The following is a 23,143-nucleotide window of genomic DNA, read 5'->3' as shown; positions in this document are numbered from 1 at the left end:
GGGAATTTAATATAGCCACTTGGCTATATGTATAACCAGCGCGACATGCGATGTCAACCCTCGAATCCACGAGTCACCAAGTCCTCGGCTGCCGAGAGACGCGTCGTGCACGGTAGGTTCAGCAGGGGCGGTAAGCCCGCCGGCTGAACTTGCCGAAGCGATCCAGGCGAGGAGTTCCCGAATGCAGAGAGATTCGTCGTGCCCAGTAGGTACATCCGCTGGATGTACTTTTCGAAGCGATCAAGGCTGCGCAGAACCGAAACGCTGAAGAGCGAAGCACCAATAGAAGCAGGAGCTTCGGAATGTGCGACCAGCGGTCGCACCTACCTGGCACGACACCTCTCCCGTAAATGCGGGAACTCCGAGGACTCGCTAACCTATGTCGAAGTCATCGCCGATCGGGATGGAGAACTAAGGGAAAGCAGCCTACTCCGGCTCGGCGTAGATGCCCAACACCTTGTAGCCCAGGCCGGAATCGTTGATCCAATCCTGGTGCAGCTCGAACCCGTCCACCAAATCGGGTCGATGCCGCGCGATGACCTCTCGAATGTGGTCGCGATCGAAGGCCAGAATCTTGCCCAGCTCCGACAGGAAACTGGTGGTTCGGCGCGGATTCAAACCCGCGGTCAGGGCCGTTCGGTTCAAACTGGCCGGATCGAAATAGTTGAGATGAATCAGGCCGTTGTAGATCTGGTTGCGCGACCCCTCCAACCAAGTGATCAGCGCCCCTGCATTGGGCACCTGAACGAGCACCAAGCCTCCTGGCTTCAACACTTTACGGATTTCACGCAAAAAGCCGACGGGATCGGGCACGTGTTCCAACACGTCGAGCGTCATGACCACGTCGAACTTGCGGTCGGGAAACAGGTCGGCGCGGAAGTAGTCGCGGTGAACCTCGAACCCGTAGCGTTCGGCCCAGTCGGCCGCTCCGCGATCCGGTTCGACGCCCACGACCTCGAAGCCGTACCGCGCGGCCACCGACAAACCCAGGCCGATCGACGATCCCACCTCGAGAAACGCGGGTCGGGACGGCAGCGTTTCGATCAGCGAAAGCACCTGCTGGAGCTCGTACTCGAACCGCCGCGTGGCGCAGTCGCGGTAGAAGGACTTGGTGATGAAAGCCAGGTGGTCGGCGGCCATGCGTTCGGTCCATTCCCGATCGGCGGGCGTGAGCTCGCGGTCCGGATCCAACATCGGCCTGGCGAACTCGAAACCACACCGGTCACAGGCGTGGATCGGGAAGCCGTATTTGGTGAACAGCTCCTCGGAATCGCGGCAGGCGCACAGGGGACAGGGGCGATCGCACAGCAAAGCCGGATCCAAACCGCCGTCATCGGTTCGCGGCAACGCATTGGCGAAGGCGCGAAAACGCTCCTCCAGCGTGTCGCGACCGGTTCGGCGCACATAGGCCAACGGGTCTTCGCGATTGAGGGTCTGATCCAACTCGTCGCGATGAATGGTTTTTTTTCCAGAATTCAAGCGAACACTTCCTCTTTCATGCCGGGCACGAGTTCACAGGATCGCGGATCGCACGGTCAACCGCACGATCTCGTCAGGCCGGGGTCTTGTTGATCGAGCTGCGCAAAATGGAGGTCGGCAGGGTGCCAGGACCCATCTGGCCCATCGAGTGCTCGTACCGCAGGGCGCCCTGGGCGGGATTGAAGGGAATCCCGAGCGACGCACGCACTTCCGATTCCATGGCGCCGCGCAGATCTACCAACGCCTCCGAGCTCAGGTCGTCGGTATAGACATAGGCGCGATAGCCGCCGTCCGGATCGCCCTTGTAATAGTCGGAGACCCGGTTGTAATCGATTTCGAGGCCGTAGAGCCGATCGCCGGTCTTGGGCATGGTATAGACGTACACGCCCTCCTTGCCCGCCAAGGGAACCGCATGGTCGTAATAGGGCGTGCCGGGATAGGTGGTGATGATCGTGACATCGAAATCGTCCGGTTTCGTGTCCAGCAACCATTGTTGGGTCTGGGCCACGGTTTCGGCCGACTCGCCGGGATGACCGATCGACATCAGTGCCTTGACCTTGATGCCCGCCTCACGTGCGATGGCGAGACAGCGCGCGTTGTCCTCGCGGGTGGCCTTCTTGTTCATGTTGGCCAAGATTCGCGGCGCTCCCGATTCGAAACCGGAAAGCAACCATCGGAAACCGGCGCGGAACATGGCTTCGGCCTGAACGGCCGTGAACAGCTCGGCCTTGACGAAGCCGCGCAACCGGAATTCGACGCCCAGGCTCTTCTGCAACCGGGTGAGTTCGTCCATCAGCTCGGTCATCTTGGGATTGACGTTCAACTCGTCGTCGTAAAACATGAACCCGGTGTAGCCGTAGGTGCGGTGAATCTGCTCCACCTCGCGCACGATGGATTCGGTGGTACGCGTGCGAATCTTGCGCAGGAACGGCGCCTCGCGTCCGCCGCAGAAACCACAGGCGAAGGGGCACCCCAGTTGGGCGATGAGGCTGGTCGCGGGAAAGCCGTCGATCTTGTAACGGTAACTGCCCAGATCCACCAGGTGGCGGGCGGGAAAGGGCGTCGCATTGTAGCGTCCGTTGCTCATGAACAGCGGTGATTTCTTGTCGTTGGCGTCGATGAGCGGCGGAGAATCGGGCTGAATCGCCTCGAAAATCGCGTCTTCGCCGTCACCGCAAACCAACACGTCGAACATCTCGCGCAGGGTGGCGAACCCGCGCGTGGCACGGCCTTCGACCCCCTGGCGGTGCTCCTTCTTGTAGGCGGTGTGGACCAGGGTGACGTGCGGCCCGCCCAAAACGAGGCGGGCATCGGGCTGGTGCTGACGAATGCAGTCCACGACCCGGCTGGTCTGCGGCATTTGCGGCGTGGTGGAGGTGATGCCGTACACGGGCGCGCCGACGGTAGCGATGAAATCGCGAACCACGTCCTGGTAATTCTCGATGCCCGAAAGATCCAGGACGGCCACGCGAATACCACCCTGTTCCAGCATGGCGGCCACTTTGAGGATACCCAGGTTGACGAACACCCGTTCGTCGAGCAGGAAGATCGAGGGCGGAATGACCAAACACACTTCGAGTTGGTGTTTGGATCGGGGATGGGTCGCGCGATGATTCATGTGTGGGGCCCGTTTCGCCGGCTCCACGATTCGCCTTGGTCCAGGCCCCGTCCGGGTTCCCGCCATGTGACCAGCCGTGGAGATTGTTTCGGTTTCGTGTTGGCTTTCGATGACATTCTAACGAACTCTGGCTGTCTCTTCGGCCAAAACCGCTCGAGTCATTAGAGATGACGCCACCCTTGTTACACGCCGGGCGGACGCCCCTTGTCGTGGGGCCAAAACCTCGTCGCGAACGGGCTCCCCGCGATCGACCGCGCCGGGCACCTGAATACTTTGAAAACGGTCGAGTTACCTCCGGAACGGGGGCCAACCCCCACGGCCGTGAATCCCGATCTTGTGAAGTACGGGGATTGGGATAAAATGAGGGAAATCCATGCTTTTCAACCCATCCACATTCTTTGGCTAGAGTGGCACGAGGCGCGTGGCGGCAACCTGGATCCCGGGAGCTTCTCATTGGAAAAAAAACCAAATGAACCGTCGGCAAAGGCTCGTCCAAAGCGCGTGCTGGTGACCGGCGGTGCCGGCTTTCTCGGTTCCCACCTGGTCGAACGCCTGCTACACGCCGGACACGACGTGATCTGCATCGACAATTTCATCAGCGGCAGCAAGAAGAATATCGCCCACCTGATGGCGCATCCCCGGCTGGAGGTCATCGAGCAGGACATCATCTCGCCGGTCTACGTGGAAGCCGAGGAGATCTACAATTTCGCCTGTCCCGCCTCGCCGGTTCACTACCAGCAGAACCCGATCCGCACCATCAAGACCTGCGTGATCGGCATGCTCAACATGCTGGGTCTCACCAAGCGCAACCACGCCAAGCTGATCCAGGCCTCCACCAGCGAGGTCTACGGCGATCCGGAAGTGGTTCCCCAAGACGAGAGCTACCGCGGCAACGTTAGTGTCAGCAGCGTGCGCGCCTGTTACGACGAGGGCAAGCGCTGTGCGGAAACGCTGTGCGAAGAGTACCGCCGCGAACACAATCTCGACATCCGCATCGCGCGCATTTTCAACACCTATGGCCCGCGGATGCAGATCGACGACGGCCGGGTCGTTTCGAACTTCATCGTACAGGCACTTCGCAACGAACCGATCACGGTCTACGGCGAGGGAACCCAGACCCGTTCCTTCTGCTTCGTGGACGATCTGATCCAAGGCGTCACGACGATGATGGCCGGCCCCTCCGATTTGATCACGCCGATCAACCTCGGCTCGGAAGAAGAAATCACGATGATGGATCTGGCGCGACGCGTCCTGTTGCTGACCGGCTCGCGCTCCAAGATCGAACATCGCCCCCTGCCGGAGGACGATCCCAAGCGCCGCCGCCCGGATCTGACGCGCGCACGCTCCTTTTTGGGCTGGGGACCGCGAACCAAGCTGAACGACGGGCTGTTGAAGACGATCTCCTGGTTCGACGATTTGCTGAGCCGTCAGGAAGAATCGCTGACGTTGTAGTATAATTCGGGTCGAAAAGTCTAATACACTTGATTTCAACGAATTCTACGTTTCGAGGGCGGCTACATGTGCGGTATCGCCGGTATCTATGATCTTCGAGCCGACCAGCTCGTGCAAAACCACGAGTTGACGCGCATGATCGCGGCCATGAAGCACCGCGGCCCCGACGGTGAGGGCTACGTCCAGGCCGCGCCGGGTGTCGGTCTGGCCCACGTCCGCCTGGCCATCATCGACCTGGTCGAGGCCTCCAACCAGCCGTTTCACTTTCACGAAGCCGGCTTGTCGATGGTCTTCAACGGCGAGATCTACAACTATCTCGAGTTACGCGAAGAATTGATCGCCCTGGGGTTCCAGTTCCAAACCGCTTCCGATACCGAGGTCCTGATCAAGGGCTACGCGGCCTGGGGCGACGCCGTGGTCGACCATCTCAACGGCATGTGGGCCTTCGCCATCTACGACAACCGCCGACACCGCCTGTTTTGCGCCCGCGATCGTTTCGGGATCAAACCCTTCAATTACACCGTGCACCAGAATCGGCTCCTGTTCGGCTCCGAAATCAAGTCGATCCTCGCCGTGGCCCCCGAACTGGCACGCCCCAACTGGAACTCCCTGAATCTGGTCATGCGCAAGAGGATCGGCGCGCAAACGCCGGAAACCTGTTTCGAAGGCATCTCGCGGCTGCCGCCCGCCCACCTGCTGATCGTGGAAGACGGCGAGGTGACCATTCGCCGGTACTGGCAATACCCCGAAGAACAAAACCACCAGATCAGCTACGAAGAAGCCGCCGAAGAGCTGCGCCACCGCATGGCCCAATCGGTTCGCCTGCGCATGCGCAGCGACGTGCCCGTCGGGATCACGCTTTCGTCCGGGGTGGACAGCTCCGCCGTGGCCTGTCTCGCCAGCCGGGTCCACCAGGACCTGGATACCTTCACCTCCATGTTCGAATCGCAACACCGCTCCGAGTTCCCCATGGCCAAGGAACTGGCCGAATCGTTGGGGTTGCGCCCCAACGGCATCAAAATCGAAGGGGGCGAGGTCGTTTCGCGTCTGAAACTCTGCCTCCACCACCTCGAATCGCCCCACGCGGCATCGCCGATTCTCTCCTATTGGAACATCACCGAGGCGGCGCGCCGCAAGGTGAAGGTCCTGCTCGAGGGGCAAGGCGCCGACGAACTGTTGGCCGGCTACCTCACCACCGTCATCTACTCGCGTTTCCGCGACCTTCTCGGCAAAGGCAAGGTAGGTGCCGTGATGAAGGATATCCGCAACCTGAGAACCACCGCCAAGTTCGAGAAGGAGATCGGCACCAACTTCGGACCCAAGTTCTACTTTTTGATGCTGGTACGCAGCATGATGCCCTGGAGCCATCACCTGTTCCAGGTCTGGCGCGGCGATGCCGGCGTCTACCAGGGCGCCTGGGCCGACCCGCCCAAACTGCCCCGGTTCGAAACGCCCCACCCCAGTTACGACCGCGTCAACGCGAACCTGCGCATTCAAATGGAGCACCTGGTCAACCTGCTCCATTACGGCGACGCGATCTCCATGGCCCATGGCCTCGAATCGCGCCTGCCGTTCCTCGACGTCAACGTCGTCGAATTCGCGTTCACGCTGCCCGGCAGCTTCAAGTTTCGCGACAGCCTGGGCAAAAAGATTTTGCGCGACGCCATGCGCGGTGTGGTGCCCGACGAAGTGCTCGACCGCCGGTACAAGATCGGCTTCAATTCACCCATCGCCGATTGGTTGCGCGACCACGCGGAAGACATCGTGTTCCCGATCCTGCTCGACGATTCCAGCCGCCGGATGGGCATCTTCAACATGGAGCGTCTGGAAAAACTGTTGCGTCAGCACGTGGCGGGTGAAGCCAACTACTCCGACCAGATCTTTCGCTGGGTCAGCATGGTGCTCTGGTACCAGGCGTTCATCGAACGACCGGCACCGGTGGCCGCCTGCGGATAAGAAGGTTCCGGCAGGGAGTTCCCCGCCCGGGACTCGAAGCCATGCCGCGCTCCGGACGGCCTTCGAGCGCGGAGGTGCTTGGGCGGCCCGGCAGCGATCGTTATTTGCGGCCCTGGCTGAGGCGGTCCTGAAACTGTTTGCGCAGCGAGGCCATTTTCTTCTCGTAGAACTCGCGCATCTTTTCCTTTTCGGCCACCAGCGACTCTTTCTCCTTGAGCAACCGGTCCAACTGCTGAAACGCCTGCTGCAAGCGGTTCTCCGCCTGTTGCGACTCGGCTTCCAACTCGCGGACGCGGGTTTCGCGCGACTCCACTTCGAATTGGAACTTGTCCTGCAGCTCGGTGTACAAACGCTTGGATTCCATCAACTCTTCGATCTTGGAAAAATCGGAAAAACTTTCACCCATCTGCGGTCCCCCTTCTTGGGATTTGTAAAAGATTTTGCGAAGCGCCAAGTCGAGTTCTTCCCGATTGGGAGAAGATGCCATTGCCGTTTCGACGGTGATCTTGCCGTTGACGACCAGTGCGATCATCGACTGATTCATGGTTTGCATCTTGTAATAGTTTACCGATTTCGCCATTTCCTCGTCGATTTCCCCGATTCGGTTTTCGGCGATCATCTTGGAAATCACCGGCGAATTGCGGCAGAGCTCCACCGCCGCGATGCGGCCGGCGTCGTTTTTCATCGGCAGCAGTTTGAGGGTGATGATGGCCTGCATGACCTGGGAAAGCTGCATGCGGACCTGCTTCTGCTGAGACGAGGGGAACGCATCCATGATGCGGTCGATCGACTGGCTGGCACTGTTGGTGTGCAGGGTGGACAACACCAGGTGGCCGGTCTCGGACGCGGTGATGGCGGTCTCCATGGTGGCGGTATCGCGCATCTCCCCGACCATGATCACATCGGGATCCTGACGCATGGCGTTGCGCAGCGCCTGTTGGAAGGTGGGTGTATCCATGCCGATCTCGCGCTGGGTGATGGCGGACATTTGATCGCGAAACAAGAACTCGATGGGGTCTTCGATGGTCAGGATGTGGACCGGGCGCGTTTCGTTGATCAGGCGAATCATGCCGGCCAGGGTCGACGATTTGCCACTGCCCGTCGGGCCGGTCACCAGGACCAGGCCCTGGTGAAGCTTGGTGAACTCTTCGATGATGTCCGGCAGGCCCCAGTCCTCGAGGCTGGGGATCTGGATCGGGATGCGCCGGAACACGGCGCCGTAGGTACCCCGCTGGATGAAGATGTTGGCGCGAAAGCGGGAAACCCCTTTGACCGAATAGCCGACGTCGACGGCCTGCTTCTCTTCCAACTCGCGACGGTGACGGGCTTGGAGGATACCGTCCAGGGTCTGTTTGATCTCCTCGGGCCGCATCGGCGGGTGCTCGGAGGCGAGCAGCACCCCGTCGCGGCGAAACAATGGCGGCCTCATGGGCTTGAGATGCAAATCCGAAGCGTTTTTCGCCACCATTTCCTTGAGCAAATCATCGAGTTGAATCACATAAACCCCCTGAGGACGCATCCCGCTAACGGCATCCATTCGATGCACACAAAAACCCGTCGGCCGGTTTCAAACCCGCAACAAATGCTGGCACGATGATTCATTTTCTGGCATTGCGGCCGACGCTGGCACCAAATGACATCTGGGAAAGGAGTCCTCGCAAATCGCCGTGATTGGAGTAGAATCGTATTAGGCGGTCCTTCAATATATCAGATTCTGAACTCTCTGGAAAACCGAAACCTGTTTCTCAGAAGAGGTTAGGTTTTTCGAACCTGGCTTCGCGTCAGGTCGCGATTTGACAACCGATTTCGACCGCCGAGCCCCTTGTGAGGCGCCGGTTCGCGGCCTCCGAAAGGGTCCCGAATCCCGGGTTCGCGACGACTCCGAACCGAGCTCGATTCCCGCGCCGCGCGGATTCGCGACCGCTGCCGCAGGTACCCCATCGCGGCCTCGCGCGCCTCTTTCGGTCAGACCACCCACTCCTGGCTTCTCGATTGCAAAACAGGAAGGCACCCACAATTCAGGAGGTCGTTTCCATGAAATGGATGAACTTATCACTACTTGTCACCTCGATGATCGCTCTTTTTCCGCAACCGCTCCATGCACAGCTCTTCACGCGTTACGAGATTCTTCCCCACGTGGCCCGTGACACCGACAGCTTCCAGACCTATATCGTTGTCGAGAACCGCGGTGACGCGGCCGTCGATTTCATTTTGGACGCACGCCGTCAGAGCGGCGAGCACGTTTGGTCAGGGGTCATTCCGGTGCCCGCGGGTGCGACCATCAAAAAAACCGTGACGGAAGTAACCGAGGGCCAGGACGCCGATTACCTGTTGTTTCCCGCCAGAGAGGGCATCTTCGCAGGATTGATTTACGAGCCGCAGGCCAAACCCAATAACGCGGTCTACATCCCCTCGGTCCACGAGAACGCACGTCGCTGGCGCGTCTACACCGCCGACTGGACCCAGAATTTCGACGGTTTCGTGGTCATCAACAACACCTGCCAAGCCACGCGGCTCACCCTGAAGCAACACGCCCAAAGCGGCGAGATGTTGGCCGAAGCCGACCCGATTTTCTTGAATCCGGGTGAGAAGACGACCCTCAACCTGGGCACCATGTTCAACCCGGTCGCCAACAGTTTCGTGGAACTGAACTCGCTTCTGCCGGTGGTCACGCTGGGCCTGAAAGGCTCCCTCGACGCCAACAAGGAGAGCAGTTTCCTGATCGGTAATCTGGCCCATCCCTACCCCTCGTTCGAAGAGCTCCGCGCCGAGCTGCTAAAAGCCCGCGAAAAATGGGGCCAGCAGTCGTTCAACAATGCGTACCGGTTCGTGCAGTCGCGTCGTTGCTTCTGTTCAGATACCTACACCCGAGACGTGGTGGCGGAGTACGTCGCTGGCGAAATCACTTCGCTCACCTACCGCGAGGACGAGGGTCAGGTGCCCGTTTCCCGGGTGGCCCATTACAAATCGGTGTACGAACTGTTCTCCTTCATCGAAGACAACCTCGACGAAGCGGATGTCGTGGAGGCCGAGTTTCACCCCGAGCTGGGATATCCGACCTACATCTTCATCGACTTCAAGGACTGCCTGGCCGATGAAGAGCTCACCTATGTGACCAGCGATCTCGAGCCGCTTTGATCGAGGTCGCTCGAACCTTTCGACAAGCTCGTTCCATCAATGAAAAAGGGCGCGTTCCTCCCAGGGAAACGCGCCCTTTTTTTAGTTGGCATCCAAAACAGCGGATTTTTGAAACGGTACCTCGTAATCGGCAGGCTCTCAGTGCAATTTGGTATCAAGTATCAGCTTTGCACCTAGGAATGAGTTCCTTGCCGAGACCTGACGCCTAAGACCCGATACCGAGCCCATCCAGCGAACCAACTCGGCAGTTTCGGTTCCGTTTCTGGATGGGCATCAGTGACAGGTCGGCCGGGTGGCGGTCGTTACTGGTGGGCGGTGCAGACGCAGCCGTGGGCGCTGTGCACCTGGGACGAAATCGACGGCAGGGCCTCGCCGGAACGCTCCCAGAAGAAGGGTTCGCGCGGCTTGGCGGTTTCACCGACCTCGCTCATGGTGTCGGCATCGTAAAGCCGACCATTCAGCATGACCATGTGCAGGCTTTCGGTGTGGCGAATGTCGTCGAGCGGGTTCTGGTCCAGAACCACCAGGTCGGCCAGCTTGCCGGATTCGAGCGAGCCGATGTCGCCATCCATGCCCAGGTAGCGGGCACCGTTGACGGTGGCGACCTGAAGCGCTTCGTGCGGCGTCATGCCGCCCTGGACCATCATCCAGATCTCCCAGTGCGCGGCCAGACCCTCGCGTTGCCCGTGGGCGCCGATGTTGACGCGGACACCCGCATCAGCCAGAACCTTGCAATTCTCGGCGATACGGAAGTGGTTGTACTCTTCCGACGGGGCCTTGACGCGGCGGCGAGAGCGGGCATCCAGCACGTGACCGGGTACGTACTTGCGCAGGTGCTCGTGCGCGAAGACGTCGGTGGTGTCGTACCAGAAGTTCTCGCCCCAGATCCCGCCGTAGCCCACACCGATCGTGGGGGTGTACTGCACGTCGGTGGCGGACCAGAACTGGACCACGTCGTCGTAGACCTTGGCCAGCGGCAGGGCGTGCTCGATGCCGGTATGGCCGTCGGCGATCTGGGTCATGTTGTGCATGAACAGCGAACCGCCCTCGGGCACGACCATCATACCGGTTTCACGGGCCGCCACCAGGACCTGTTGGCGCTGGTTGCGGCGCGGCTGGTTGTAGCTCTTGACCGAGATGGCACCGGCGGCCTTCATGCGCTTCAGGTGTTCGCGCGCATCGTCGAGGCTCTCGATCTTGGCGGTCAGGGTCGGGTACTGGGCACCGTAGAGGATGGCGCCGGTGGAGAAGATGCGCGGGGCCAGGATCATGCCCGCCTTGGCCATTTCCGCCGCGGCGAAAATGGTGCTGGTGTCGTTGGAGGGATCGTGAATCGTGGTCACCCCGAAAGCGAGGCCGGCGTAATTGTGCCAGTTCTGCTGCGGAACGATCTCGTCGATACCCTGGGGGCCGTGGGCGTGCACGTCCACCAGACCGGGAATGATGGTCTTGCCGGCCAGGTCGGTCACCTTGGCCTTCTTGGGAATCGCGACCTCACCGGCGGGGCCCACCGCTTTGATGCGGTTGCCCTCGATGATCAAGGTCCCGTTTTCGATCACCTGGTCACCCTTCATGGTGATGATGCGGGCACCGGTCAGCGCCACGACACCATCGGGCTGCGCATAGGGAGCCTCGAAGGCGATGGTCCGACCCTTCTCGGTCGGTTCCGGCAGAGATTCGGGCGCGCCCTCCAGGAAGGCGAAGGCCTGTTTCAGGTCCCGCTCGAACCACTGGTTGCCCAGCGACCAGAACAGTTTGTCGGATTTGCCGCTCCAGTGCAGGTAGGTACCGGCGTTCTTGGAAACGCGCGTGATCGGCATGCTTTTCATGTTGGGAGAGATGTTGTAGCGCTTGCCGGTGGGCACCATGGCGGTGATGTGGGCATTGTGGTGTTCGGTGAAGGCCAACCAGCGGCCGTCGGGTGACACCCGCAGTTCGTCGCCCATTTCGCTGCGCACGTGCTCGCGCCGTTCGAAGCCGTTCATGTCGACGCTGCACAGGAGCAGGGCACCCTTATCGGCGCTCGCGGTGAAAAAGACGCGGTCGCCCTTCTTGGCGAAATGGGGACGGCTCCCGTCTTCACTGATGCGCTTGGGGTCACCTTCGGGCTGTCCGTCTTTGAGCAGTTGGCGGTAGATACCGGGCTCCTTGGACCACAACGGACTGGTCAGGTACCCGCCGACCGATTTCTGGTAGGCCACGGCCGAACCGTCGGGCGCCAACACGGGCTCCAGATAGTGGCCGGGCTCTTTGCTGATGACCTGACCGACGCCGCCCTTGGCGGACACCATGCGGATCGAACCCAGATCCTGATCGTGCCAGGTGCTGTAGACGATCCAGGCGCCGTCGCGGGAAAAGCTGGGATAGAACTCGAAGTGGTCGTTCTGGTTGGTCAGGCGACGGGGCTCGCCGTTGGGCAGATCGGCCACGTAGAGGTGGCCCAGGGCCTGGAACACGACGCGCTTCTCGTCCGGAGAGATCGTCACCCAACGCATCATGTGGACGTCGAACTCCGAGGGGGCCACTTCGGTCTTATAGCGCAATGCCTTGACCATGGTGTGGGACTGTTTGGCGTGGAACGGAATTTCCACGCGCTTGCCGTCTTCCACGCGCAGGCGATGGATCTTGCCGCCGGCCCAGAACACCAGGTCGCGGGCGTCCGGCGTCCAGGCAATGCCCGGATACACGCCGTGAATCGCCCAGGTCTCCTGGAGGTCGCGGTCCAAGCCGTCGTAGAGCAAGCGGTTCTCGCCGCTTTTCATGTCGTGCAGGAACAGCGCGGTTTTGTAGTGGTACCGGCGTACATAGGCCATGTAGCGGCCGTCCGGCGAAGGCGTGGGTCGCACCGCGCCGCCGGGACCCTGCAGGAAGAGTTCGATCTTGCCGGTCTCGCGATCGAGTCGCTTGATGCTGTAGATGCCGGGGTTGGGATCTTTGTTGTACTGGAAGATCGGGCCGGGCGTCGTGTCCTGGCTGAAGAAGATGTAGCGGCCATCATGGGAAAAGGCCGGCTCGCCCAAGTCCTTCTGGTCGTTGGGCTTTTCGTTGAGCTGCAACCCCTTGCCGCCGGTGCGGTGGTACAACCAGATCTCGCCGCTGCCCAGGCTGCGCATCGCGGTGAAGTGCTTGCGGGCCGCGATGAACTCGCTGTCCGGACTCCAGGTGGGGTTGTTGATCAGGCGAAACGATTCGTCGGTCACCTTGCGCGGATTCTTGCCGTCGCGGTCCATGATCCAGATGTTGTCGCCGCCGCCGGCATCGCTGGTGTAGGCGATCCAGCGTCCGTCCGGGCTGAAGCGCGGCTGCATGTCCCAGGCGAGGCCCGAGGTCAGCGCCACGGCCTCGCCGCCTTCGATCGGCATGGTGAACAGATCGCCGAGCAGGTCGAAGACGATGCGTTTGCCGTCCGGGCTGACGTCGACGGACATCCAGGTTCCTTCGCGGGTATCGATTTCGGTCTGGAAGGTCGGCAGATCCGGTTCGGCGACCTTCCATTCTTCTTTTTTGGCAACTTCCGCCTTGGCGGCAGGCGTTTTCTCGGCGGCGATCGACATGCCGCCGGCAGCGCTCAAGGCAACGAGCAGCAAGCCGATGAGGCGCGGGAGCACGGCGAACGAGCGCCGCTGGGAATCCGTTCTTCCGGCGCGGTCGGCGCCTGCTTGAACGGATGGATCATAAGTGGTTCGCATGGGCGAAATCCCCCCTGAATTCGGTAGAAATCTGTGGTTGGACGATCCGATCGATACGGCGCAGCCATAGAGGGATTGGAAAAAGGCCGTATCGGGAGATATGGTTTCGAGGATCCGTGTGTGAACGGGATGCGCGGCGAACCACGCAGAGCGTCCGACCGAAGAAAAAGGTACGACTGCATCCCAACCCGCATTTCAGCGAGCGAGTCGCGGTGGCGTTCGGTCGACCGCAGGGCCACGCCGCATAAAACCGGCGCCGCTGACCGACTCGCCAAGGCACGGCTCCCTTACCATTCAACTAGGTTGGATTTCGGTTGGCAAGGCCGAAAACCGATCGAGGCGACGATCGACCCATTCAGCGTCGCGCACAGGCACACTTCTCCTATTCATGACGCGAAAAAGGCCCATCGATGAGCTCACTCACGCCTCCAGTTCGGATCCGACCATCACAATGATGTTCACTACCGCCGATTTCCGATAGAATTTGTCTCGGACACAGCGCACCCGATCACTTTCCCTTCCAGGACACGACATGGCGCCCCTGCAACACAACCGATATTGGCAACTGCTCGGCCTGAGCCCCTGTCGCGACGTGGAGGCCATCAACGAGGGTTTCCACGAACGTATCTCGACGGTGGACCCACACGACCAGGCGGAGGACCTGCGCCGTTTGCAGGAGGCCCGAGAATACGCCCTGGCCGTGGCGGGCGGCGAGTCGCCGGTTTTGGAAGAGGCCTACCTGATTCCCGACCCGGACAGTCCCGGGGCCCGGGCCGCCTTCCGAGCCTACGACACGTTTCGGGACATTTATCTGCACCGGCCCGCCGAGCACGATCGCCTCGTTCCGGAACTGGTGGAGGTCTTGGAAGACCGTCTGGGGTGCGATGCCGCCGGACGCGAGCGGCTGCTGACCTGGCTGGTTCGCCTGCTGGCCCGTCACCGTCCCAAAAACCCGGCCTTGATTCGCGATTTGAAGCGCATCTTTCGTCTCGGCGACCGCCTGCCGGCCAACCTGGATCTGCCCGAGGACGTGCGGTTCTGGTTCCTTCAGGCGATCGAATCGCTCGAGACGGAGAACCGGGCGACCGGTACTCGGCTACGTCAATCGCTCCACGGCATGACGCCCCGCGGGTCCCAGTCGTGGGCGCCCCAGTGGTCGATGGTGCTGGCGGCCTTGGTGGGTTTGGGATTGGGCTTGCTGTTCATCAAGGTCGATCCGTTCGACCTGCGTACCAAACGCACCTTGAGCGGGTACGCTCCGGACGAAGCCGCCCATTTCCGTAAGGCGGACGCCGACGGCAAGCTGATCTGGGCGGTGGATCGCGGTGAGGCGGCCCTGGTTCGCGCCGCGTTGGCGCAGGGTGCCGACGTGAACAGCGTGCTACCGAACGAAGCGATGCCGGTGTTGGTGCTGGCATCCAACCAGGGGCACGTGCAGATCGCGTTACTGCTACTGCAAAACGGCGCCGACGTGACCGGCACCGATCGCCACGGATTCCAGGCGTTGCACCACGCGGTGGCCAACAACGACGAACGCATGTTGACCCTGATCATGGCGCACGGCGCGGATCCGGAAGATCCGGGTCAGGCGGGCCTATCGGCGATGGACATGGCGCGCAACCACCGCCACCTGCACTTGATGGAGTTGATGTCGGAGCTGGGATCCCCCTCCGCCATGCGCGGCAACCGCTGATCGCCCCCACCGGAGTGCGTGCCGATGGAGTTCCCGCAAGCTGAGAGAGCCGTCGTGGCGGTAGGTTGGCCGGCCCGGCCGACATTTCGAAGCAACCCAGGCATCGGGCGCTCCAAATGCCGATGAGCGAAGCCACTCCCTCCGCATCACGTCCACACCGAAGTGCGTTCGCTTGCAGAACCCTTACTTTCCAGAGCGGTGCAAAGCCTGTAGATGGAGCGGCGCAGGTCTCAAATCCAAGCAATCAACAAGAGCGGAGCACACCCTCTCCGCAGGATCACCCGCCGATGAAAACACCCCCTCCGATCCGAGGGTATTTGCATAGCGGACCCCGCCATCCGCGCATTATTCGCACTTTATCCCTTCTAGCTGAAAGGGAGCAATTTACCTCGATTGATCGAGATCTCAGGCCAACCGCCCCTGCCCAACTTATGACGCCGCGCCTTTCTCGTCATTCGGGTACTTTCAAAAAATCTGCTTCGGCATGGGTCATTCACGGAACCTGGTGCTTCACTCTTTTTCGTAACATACTATGGTTTATTACGTTGCTTCGATTGGTGGAGCAAGCTGGCTCACCGCCTTTGCCCAACGTACCGCGACGACGCCTCTCTCAGCCTGCGGGAACTTCTGAGGCAACGCACTTCGGTGTGGGCTTGATACGGAGCGAGTGGCTTCGCTCATTGGCATTTGGATCACCCGTTGCCTGGGTCGCTTCGAAAAGTACATCCAGCGGATGTACCTACTGGGCACGACGAATCTCTCGGCATTCGGGAACTCCTCGCCTGGGTCGCTTCGAAATGTCGGCCCAGCGGGCCAACCTACCTGCTCGACAACGCTTTTGAAATGCGGGCACTGTCTGCTTTGGTTACTTCGATTGGGAAGTCTTCCGCATCCCGCCGGGCTTCGCATTTATAGTAACGCTTTTATTTCAAGTCACTAACTTCGATCAACCAGGCTGACAGGCTTACCGCCTCTGCGCCACCTACAGGCACGGTATCCCTCTCCGAATGCGGGTCAGGTGGGTTCGCCGAACGGGAGCAGGGGGTGGTCGAGTGCGGTTTTGCGCGTGGCTCGGCCCGGTCGGACGGCCACCGCCTCCTCGCGCTCTTCGGTGCCTTCGTCCGCTGGCGCGGCGATGCGCCATGGGGCCAGGTCTTCTTCCCGCAGCGGCTTGAGCCTCGGCTGGGCCGCCTTCCGCCAACTGCCACGGGGGAACCGGAAACAAGCGTTGCCTGGGCTGATCAGCTCCGCGACCAGCAACTCGTCGATCCCCGCGGTGCTGACCAATCCCGGCGCGTGGGTGGTGAACAGGATCTGCAATGGCGGATTGCACTCGTCGACGAAGTCCTCCACATCGCCGGCAAGGGCTCGCAGCAACGCCATCAAAGCCGGCAACCGCTGGGGCGCAAGCCCGTTTTCCGGCTCCTCCAGGCACAGGAGCCGCGGCGCGCCGGGATCCTGCTCCTGCAGCGCCAAGGCCAGGAATCGCAAGGTTCCGTCCGAAAGTGCGTGGGCCGGCAACCACAAGCCCGATCGATCACATACTTCCAACCAGGTCAGGCCTGTTTCCTCGTCGAAACCGGCGCGAATCGCCTGCACGTCGTCGATCAGGTCGATCAGGCGCTGGGCCAGACGCCCCTCCAAACCGCCGTCTCCCTCCAAACCGTCGCGCGGCAACTGCCACGAGCGACGCACCCGCCGCCACACGGAAATCAGGGCCTTATCTTCACCGTCCCGCTCTTCGGGCGAGCCTGCCTGTCCCGCAACCGGCCGGCGCAGAGCCTCCGGTTCGAGCTGTAAATGGCGCCAGGACTGCATTTCCCGCCGAGCCAGCCAGGCCGTGGGATAGTCGGACGGGGCACTGGACAGCACCGTCGCACGCAAACCATCCGTCAGCACCGAAATGGGCTTGACCGGCAGGCGATCGGTTCGAAGCGAAACGACTTTTTTGCCCTTTTCCCTGCCCGTGGAAATGAAAGAACCCTTTTGGTTCTCGGCGGCACTGTCCGTTTTGTGGATCAGGCTGGTTCGCCAGTGGTTGGCGTGCGGGAAGTGAAGCAGGTTGGCTCCCGATCGGGACGCCACCGGTACCAGCTCTTCGTGTTCGATCTCCAATCGGCCAGGCACCTCCGCTTCGGCGGGGCGCCAACGCAACACCAACCGGTACCGCAGGTGATTGGCGGTCGCCAGTACTTCCCGCTCCTGCTCGTCCAATCCCGAGTGCGGCACGATCATCTCCGCCTCGAATTCGATCTTGGCGGTCTGGCGCGCCCCCTCGCGATGAAACAGGAGCTGGGGAATCTGTGCGTCCGCATAGACGCCGCGCTGCGCCCGAGCCGCGGTCACCAGGTCCTCACCGGCCACATCGCCCAGGAACCGCAACGCATCGAACAGGTTCGACTTGCCCGTGCCGTTGGCACCGGCCACGCAGGTCACGGGCCCGAAAAACAGGTCCACATTCGCCAGGTTCTTGAATCCTTTGACTTTGAGCCGGGTCAGCATGGTCTTTCTCTATCCCTTCCAGATCACGCGATGCGCCGAATCCCGACGCGGATATTCCTGTTCCAACGAGTCCGACCGGCGTGCGCTCGTCGCGCCGGCCCGTTCGATCCGGGCGGCCTGATCGCCGAATCGGGTTACCTCTCCGCTCATTACGACTTTTTCAATTCAGCCAGAACCTTTTTCATGTCGTCCCACACGTCTCGTTTGGAAACGGGATTGCGCAGAATGTAGGCCGGATGGAAGGTGGGCATCACCCGGTAGTCGCGCCATTTGAAGAACTGGCCGCGATGCCGCATGATCGACACGTTCTGACCCTTGAGAAAACAGAAGGGCGTCGCCCCCAGAGCGACGATGATCTTGGGGTTCACGAATTCGATCTGTTTGACCAGGATCGGCGTGCAGGCACTGGTTTCATCCGGGAGCGGTTTGCGGTTTTGCGGCGGTCGACATTTGACCACATTGGCGATGAACACCTGATCGCGCCGAAACCCCATGGCCTCGATGATCCGGTTCAGCAGTTGGCCCGCCGCACCCACGAAGGGCCGACCGGCCATGTCTTCGTCGCGACCCGGGCCCTCTCCGATGAACATCAGGGAGGCCTCCGGATCGCCCTCGCCGAACACGAAGCGGTTTCGAGTCGTGCCCAGCGCGCAGGCCTGACAGGCGTGAAAGGTTTGATACAGATTGCGCAACCGGTCAACCTTGGTTTCGCCGCCCACCTGATCGGCCTTGGCCTGATTGTCCTCGCTCTCCAAGGCCGGGCCCTTCATCATGTCCATGATCGAGAGAAGGCTGGGCGCGGCGGCGGCCTTGGCCGGAGCCGGCTTTTCCGCGACCGCGCGCGTCCCGTCGGCCAGGGGATTGGCGGGCGGCGGCGCGAAGGTCGGCATGCTTTGGGAGGGGGCGGCCCGCGATGCCGTGCGCTCCGCGGGGCTCCTGCGAGCGGTGCGGGCAAAAAGGTCGGCAGGAACCTGGAGATTGCCGAACCCGACCGTCTCCATGTATGCCAAGTAGTTTTGTAGATCTTCCAAAACCGTCATAAACAACCGCCGTGAACTCCAGAGCGCTCGAAACCCATCCGGGAACCGTGCGGGCCTATTCTAACCCGGATTCCCGTCGGGGATGGGGTGAAAGGCGTCGGGCCCGAAACCGCGAGTCGAGGGCGAACACACTCTAGAATAAAACCATATCCATCGCCAAGATCCCAGCCGATCACACCCGGCTTCGAATCCCTGAAGTAAATTTTTCTTCAAACAACTACTATGAAACATTTTAATCAAAGCGCTCACAATCAAGTCAGCCTGGCTATCACGCCTTTCGACGGATCGCTCAGGATGAATACCTCCTGAATAAAATTCAGTTTATTCACTTTTTAACAGAATTTTATTGCTATCCTCTTCGTCCGGGATGTATAGTCTCTCCATGTTTTGCGCGCACCTGCCCCCCGAGCGCATCGTTTTTGGAGCCGGTACCATGTTGATGTTTCCACTCGTTTTTCCTTGGGCCCGCCCTGTTCCCCCCGGCCGGTTTCACCGACGCCGACGAAGCCGCTGATCCGCGAGCTTTCCCATCACCGATCCGCAGGTACGCCAACCCTTTCAATCGCGGTTCGAAACGCACAGCATCCGGACGGGAACTCCGCCGAGCCACGCGCCAACCGGGGCGGGTTCCCCGTTCGGTTCTCCGCGCACCCGGCACGACCGGGCACGCGTCCCTTTCCATAAAATGAGGCACGACTCATGATTCAGTCTTCCAAAGACATCGACGTGGCCGTCTTCGGTGCCACGGGTTACAGCGGCTTCGAATTGGTCAAGTTGCTGCTGAACCATCCACGGGTTCGCCTGGGCCACGCCACCAGCGGTTCCAACCCCGACGCGAACCTGAACCAGCTACATCCGACGACCCTGGACCTCCCGTTGTGTTCCCCACAGTCGGTCCCCTTGAACGAGATCGACCTGGCCTTCCTGTGCCTGCCTCACGGTGCCGGACCGGGACGCGGGCAGGAAGAGGCCGCGCGCCTGGCGCGAGCCGGGGTCAGGGTCATCGACCTGGGCGGCGACTACCGCCTGCGCGAGATCGACCACTACCGCCGGTGGTACCAAACCGAGCACGCCCATGCCGATTTGTTGGGCAGTTTCGTCTACGGCCTGAGCGAGTTTCACCGCACGCGCATCGCCGACGCGACGCGGGTCGCGAACCCGGGCTGCTATCCCACCTGCACGGCCCTGGCACTGTACCCCCTGGCCGAGGCCGGTTGGCTGACAGAGGGCAGCATCGTGATCAATGCCGTCAGTGGTTTGAGCGGGGCCGGTCGGGGCCTGAAGATTCCGTCGTTGTTCGTCGAAGCCAACGAGAACGTCACGCCCTACCATCCCGGCCAGGTCCATCGCCACGTTCCCGAAATCATGCAAACCCTGCGCGACATGAGCGGTGCGGAGATCCCTTCGGTCGTGTTCGTGCCGCACCTGGCGCCGGTGAATCGCGGCATTCTCGCCACCATTCACGTACCGCTGAGCCAGGGGCCCTCGATGTCGGAAATCCGGGAGCATTACGCGGCCCGCTACGAAAAGGAACCCTTCGTCCACCTGTTGGCCGAAGGCGCCACCGCTTCCTTGAAACACACCTGCGGTACCAACCATACGGCCATCTCGCTGCACCCCTGCGAGGGAGGGCTGGTGGTCGTCGCCAGTATCGACAATCTGCTCAAAGGAGCCGCCGGACAAGCCGTTCAAAACATGAACCTCATGTTCGGCCTGCCCGAAACGGAGGGATTGCCATGTTGATCGATGTCTTCAAACTGGGTGGCGGCGAAAGCGAAAACCAAACGTTTCTCCAGAGTTTCGCCGCGGAACTGAAGGAACGCAGCCAGCCCTTCGTGGTGGTCCACGGCGGCGGCCGCGAAGTGGCACGGCTCCAGCAACTGTTGGGCATCGTGCCGCGCTATGTCGCCGGCCTGCGCGTCACCGACGCCACCACGCTCAAACTGGTCGAAATGGTGCTGGTGGGCGAGGTCAACAAACGCCTGGTTCGCCTGTTCAACGATGCCGGTCTGAACGCCCTGGGCCTGAGCGGTGCCGACATGCGCCTGCTGCGCGCCCGCAAGATGCTCATCCAGGAGAACGGCGTTCCCGCGGATTTGGGCTACGTGGGCGAAATCACCGGCATCAACACCGATTTTCTGCACGCCTTGCTGGCTCAGGGCGTGACGCCGGTGATCGCGCCCGTGGCCTATGGCGAAGACGGCTGTGCCTACAACGTCAACGCCGACCAGGTGGCGGTGGCGGTGGCCAAGGCACTGGGCGCCGCGGGGCTTTCCTTCATCACCGACGTGCCCGGCGTACTGGGCGAGAGCGGGCTGCCGATGACTTCGCTGAGCCTGACGGAAGCCCAGGACGCCATTCGCGACGGCATCGTGCGCGACGGCATGATTCCCAAGGTGAAGGCCGCCGCAGCCGGCGTGGTCGAAGGCATTCCCCACGTCTCCATCGGACGGGCGACAACCGCGACCCGGGTCTATCGGTGAGAGGCGGATATGGTCATCGTCAGCGCTCCCAAAGACGCCTCATCGCCCACCAAGCCACTTCTGTCCCCGGAACCCCACATTCGCGCCGCGGAACAGGCGGACGCCGACGCCATCGTTCGGTTGGTGGCGGGTTTCGCGCGAGTCGGTGAAATGCTGCCCGTGACCCACGCCTCGATTCGATCGGCCATTCCACGATTCACGGTGGTCGAAACGGCCGGCACGGTCATCGGATGCGGTGCACTGTTCGACTGGGGGGACGGATCCGCGGAGATCCGGTCCCTTGCGGTGAACCACCGCTACGCCGGCCTCGGCATCGGTCGCATGCTAGTGGATCACCTGACGCGAAGGGCGGAAGCAACAGAAGCCGAAACCCTGTTCGCGATGACCCTCAAGCCGGGTTTCTTCGAACGACTGGGCTTCGAGCGGGTGGCGCGGTCTCGCATGCCGGCCAAGATCGACGGCGACTGCACCGGCTGTGCCTTTCGCGAGGGATGCCGCGAGGTGGCCATGTGGCGCGCATTGACGGTCACGTCCTGAATCGAGAGAGGACCTCGGTCCGGGTTCGCCTCTCTCCTCCAAATCGATACCACGGGTAAGAGGTTGTCATGACGTTGCAAATCAAGGGTCTACAAACGAATCCAACTACCGTTCCCGAGATGGCGGTGCCTTCGTCCGCCTTTCCGTTGCCGCGCGGGTTCCAGGCCGCCGGGGTGGCCTCGGGCATCAAAAAGTCCGGAGATCTCGACGTGGCGCTTCTCGTCAGCGATGTTCCGTCGCAAACCGCGGCGGTCTTCACCACCAATCGCGTTCAAGCCGCGCCCATATGCCTGAGCCGCGCCAATCTGCAGCGAAGCGGCGGACGCATGCGGGCCATCGTGATCAACAGTGGCAACGCCAACGCGGTCACCGGCGTGCACGGCGACCACGCGGCACGCGACATGGCGCGCCAGGCCGCGGCGGACACGGGCTGCAAATCCGACGAAGTGCTGGTGATGTCCACCGGTGTCATCGGTGTGCAACTGCCGCGTGGCAAGGTCCTGGCCGGCATCACCGAGGCCGCCGCGCGCCTGGACGGCGGCCACGGCTTGCACGCCGCGGAGGCGATTCGCACCACCGACACCTGCGCCAAAACCGCCGTCGTGCACGGCGACGGCTACCGCATCTCCGGCTTCGCCAAGGGCTCGGGCATGATTCATCCCAACATGGCCACCATGCTCGGGGTGATCACCACCGATGCGGCGATCCCGGCTCCCCTGCTGCAGGAGATGCTGGAGCGGGTGACCTCGCGAACCTTCAACCGCATCAGCGTGGACGGCGACATGAGCACCAACGACATGGTCGCCATCATGGCCAACGGCTGTGCCGAGGTCGGCCCGGATTCGCAAGCCTTCGAGTCCTTGCTGGAAACGGTGTGTCGATCGCTGGCGATGCAAATCGCCGCCGATGGGGAAGGGGCGAGCCGCTTGATTCACCTGCAGGTTTGCGGCGCGGGCACGGAAACGCTGGCGGCCCAATTGGGCCAAGCGGTGGCCACCTCACTGCTCTTCAAAACCGCGATGTACGGCCGCGACGCCAACTGGGGCCGGGTCCTGGCCGCGATGGGCGCGTCCGGCCTGCCCTTCGATCCCACCAAGGTCAGCCTGCGCTTCGGCACCATGTGCGTCCTGGAAAACGGCATGCCCCTGCCCTTCGACGAAGAGGAGGCGCGCCGCATCCTCGGCTGCCCGGAAGTTCGGGTCACGATCGACCTTCACGACGGTCCGGAAACCGCGACAATTTGGACCACCGACCTAAGCCACGAGTACGTGACGATCAACGCCAGTTACCGGAGCTGAATCCGGCCGGCACCGTTGCGTGCTTTTGGAAAAAGTCAGATTTCAGGGGGAACAGGGAAACCCGGCTCATGGATCGCGACGGTGTTTTCCGGGAACCCCTTTGTCCGAATATTTCCTCGCGATCGCTGTATTCGCGAATACTGTGTTTTGCGGGGCTTTTACGGGCTAACTCATGACATGTATGTCGACGGCAGTTAGGATGACGGGTAACCCCGCCGCGGTAGGTCCGGTGGGTATCGATCCGCGACGGGGAGAGGA

The 23,143-nt window shown here is 61.6% G+C and carries 14 protein-coding genes; 8 read left to right on the top strand and 6 right to left on the bottom strand.

Annotation, left to right across the window (positions count from 1 at the left end):
• Positions 1-426 precede the first annotated feature (426 nt).
• Both J3U87_RS15205 and J3U87_RS15200 read right to left on the bottom strand, forming a co-directional pair.
• Positions 427-1,479 (bottom strand): class I SAM-dependent methyltransferase, encoded by a 1,053-nt coding sequence (locus J3U87_RS15205; protein ID WP_237383904.1) that lies wholly within the window; start codon positions 1,477-1,479, stop codon positions 427-429.
• A gap of 73 nt (positions 1,480-1,552) precedes the next feature.
• Positions 1,553-3,097, bottom strand: a complete 1,545-nt coding sequence (locus J3U87_RS15200; RefSeq protein ID WP_237383903.1) for a B12-binding domain-containing radical SAM protein — start codon at positions 3,095-3,097, stop codon at positions 1,553-1,555.
• Positions 3,098-3,550: 453 nt separating this feature from the next.
• Between J3U87_RS15200 and J3U87_RS15195 the strand changes: the two genes are divergently transcribed.
• Positions 3,551-4,549: a UDP-glucuronic acid decarboxylase family protein gene (locus J3U87_RS15195; RefSeq protein ID WP_237383902.1), complete on the top strand. Its 999-nt coding sequence runs from the start codon at positions 3,551-3,553 to the stop codon at positions 4,547-4,549.
• 66 nt (positions 4,550-4,615) lie between these two features.
• Positions 4,616-6,505 carry an asparagine synthase (glutamine-hydrolyzing) gene (gene asnB, locus J3U87_RS15190; RefSeq protein ID WP_237383901.1) on the top strand — a complete coding sequence of 630 codons (1,890 nt, stop codon included), beginning with the start codon at positions 4,616-4,618 and terminating at the stop codon, positions 6,503-6,505.
• Between the two features lie 100 nt (positions 6,506-6,605).
• Here asnB and J3U87_RS15185 read toward each other — a convergent pair whose 3' ends face one another.
• Positions 6,606-8,003: a type IV pilus twitching motility protein PilT gene (locus tag J3U87_RS15185; protein ID WP_237383900.1), complete on the bottom strand. Its 1,398-nt coding sequence runs from the start codon at positions 8,001-8,003 to the stop codon at positions 6,606-6,608.
• Positions 8,004-8,539: 536 nt separating this feature from the next.
• Between J3U87_RS15185 and J3U87_RS15180 the strand changes: the two genes are divergently transcribed.
• The gene (locus J3U87_RS15180) at positions 8,540-9,643 is read left to right on the top strand and encodes a DUF6174 domain-containing protein (protein ID WP_237383899.1); all 1,104 of its coding nucleotides are present in this window, start codon (positions 8,540-8,542) and stop codon (positions 9,641-9,643) included.
• A 302-nt stretch (positions 9,644-9,945) separates the two neighbouring features.
• On the opposite strand, the gene J3U87_RS15175 is transcribed toward J3U87_RS15180, so the two are convergent.
• Complete coding sequence (locus J3U87_RS15175; protein WP_237383898.1) at positions 9,946-13,332, bottom strand: amidohydrolase family protein; 3,387 nt, start codon at positions 13,330-13,332, stop codon at positions 9,946-9,948.
• Positions 13,333-13,864: 532 nt separating this feature from the next.
• Here J3U87_RS15175 and J3U87_RS15170 point away from each other — a divergent pair.
• Positions 13,865-15,025 (top strand): ankyrin repeat domain-containing protein, encoded by a 1,161-nt coding sequence (locus tag J3U87_RS15170; RefSeq protein ID WP_237383897.1) that lies wholly within the window; start codon positions 13,865-13,867, stop codon positions 15,023-15,025.
• Between the two features lie 1,014 nt (positions 15,026-16,039).
• Here J3U87_RS15170 and J3U87_RS15165 read toward each other — a convergent pair.
• Both J3U87_RS15165 and J3U87_RS15160 read right to left on the bottom strand, forming a co-directional pair.
• On the bottom strand, positions 16,040-17,527 hold the full coding sequence (locus J3U87_RS15165) for an AAA family ATPase (protein ID WP_237383896.1): 1,488 nt from the start codon (positions 17,525-17,527) through the stop codon (positions 16,040-16,042).
• A 149-nt stretch (positions 17,528-17,676) separates the two neighbouring features.
• Entirely contained in the window at positions 17,677-18,567 is an 891-nt protein-coding gene (locus J3U87_RS15160) for a uracil-DNA glycosylase (protein ID WP_237383895.1), read from the bottom strand.
• Positions 18,568-19,266: 699 nt separating this feature from the next.
• Here J3U87_RS15160 and argC point away from each other — a divergent pair.
• The 4 genes from argC to argJ all read left to right on the top strand — a co-directional run bounded on the left by argC (position 19,267) and on the right by argJ (position 22,885).
• Positions 19,267-20,310, top strand: a complete 1,044-nt coding sequence (gene argC, locus J3U87_RS15155) for an N-acetyl-gamma-glutamyl-phosphate reductase (protein WP_237383894.1) — start codon at positions 19,267-19,269, stop codon at positions 20,308-20,310.
• On the top strand, positions 20,304-21,050 hold the full coding sequence (gene argB / locus J3U87_RS15150) for an acetylglutamate kinase (protein ID WP_237383893.1): 747 nt from the start codon (positions 20,304-20,306) through the stop codon (positions 21,048-21,050). Before argC ends, argB begins: the two co-directional genes overlap by 7 nt.
• 9 nt (positions 21,051-21,059) lie before the next feature.
• Entirely contained in the window at positions 21,060-21,587 is a 528-nt protein-coding gene (locus J3U87_RS15145; protein ID WP_237383892.1) for a GNAT family N-acetyltransferase, read from the top strand.
• A 68-nt stretch (positions 21,588-21,655) separates the two neighbouring features.
• Complete coding sequence (gene argJ, locus J3U87_RS15140) at positions 21,656-22,885, top strand: bifunctional glutamate N-acetyltransferase/amino-acid acetyltransferase ArgJ (RefSeq protein ID WP_237383891.1); 1,230 nt, start codon at positions 21,656-21,658, stop codon at positions 22,883-22,885.
• Positions 22,886-23,143 lie beyond the last annotated feature (258 nt).

This window comes from Sulfidibacter corallicola (genome assembly GCF_017498545.1).
Lineage (GTDB): Bacteria > Acidobacteriota > Holophagae > Acanthopleuribacterales > Acanthopleuribacteraceae > Sulfidibacter > Sulfidibacter corallicola.
Note: the sequence above shows the minus strand (reverse complement) of the source record. Positions and strands in the feature narration are given on the sequence as shown.

Excerpts from the sequence above, each read along its gene's own strand:
- J3U87_RS15200 (WP_237383903.1), bottom strand. The coding sequence starts at position 3,097 with ATGAATCATCGCGCGACCCATCCCCGATCCAAACACCAACTCGAAGTG.
- asnB (WP_237383901.1), top strand. The coding sequence starts at position 4,616 with ATGTGCGGTATCGCCGGTATCTATGATCTTCGAGCCGACCAGCTCGTG.
- J3U87_RS15180 (WP_237383899.1), top strand. The coding sequence starts at position 8,540 with ATGAAATGGATGAACTTATCACTACTTGTCACCTCGATGATCGCTCTT.
- J3U87_RS15175 (WP_237383898.1), bottom strand. The coding sequence starts at position 13,332 with ATGCGAACCACTTATGATCCATCCGTTCAAGCAGGCGCCGACCGCGCC.
- J3U87_RS15170 (WP_237383897.1), top strand. The coding sequence starts at position 13,865 with ATGGCGCCCCTGCAACACAACCGATATTGGCAACTGCTCGGCCTGAGC.
- J3U87_RS15165 (WP_237383896.1), bottom strand. The coding sequence starts at position 17,527 with ATGCTGACCCGGCTCAAAGTCAAAGGATTCAAGAACCTGGCGAATGTG.
- J3U87_RS15160 (WP_237383895.1), bottom strand. The coding sequence starts at position 18,567 with ATGACGGTTTTGGAAGATCTACAAAACTACTTGGCATACATGGAGACG.
- argC (WP_237383894.1), top strand. The coding sequence starts at position 19,267 with ATGATTCAGTCTTCCAAAGACATCGACGTGGCCGTCTTCGGTGCCACG.
- argB (WP_237383893.1), top strand. The coding sequence starts at position 20,304 with ATGTTGATCGATGTCTTCAAACTGGGTGGCGGCGAAAGCGAAAACCAA.
- J3U87_RS15145 (WP_237383892.1), top strand. The coding sequence starts at position 21,060 with ATGGTCATCGTCAGCGCTCCCAAAGACGCCTCATCGCCCACCAAGCCA.
- argJ (WP_237383891.1), top strand. The coding sequence starts at position 21,656 with ATGACGTTGCAAATCAAGGGTCTACAAACGAATCCAACTACCGTTCCC.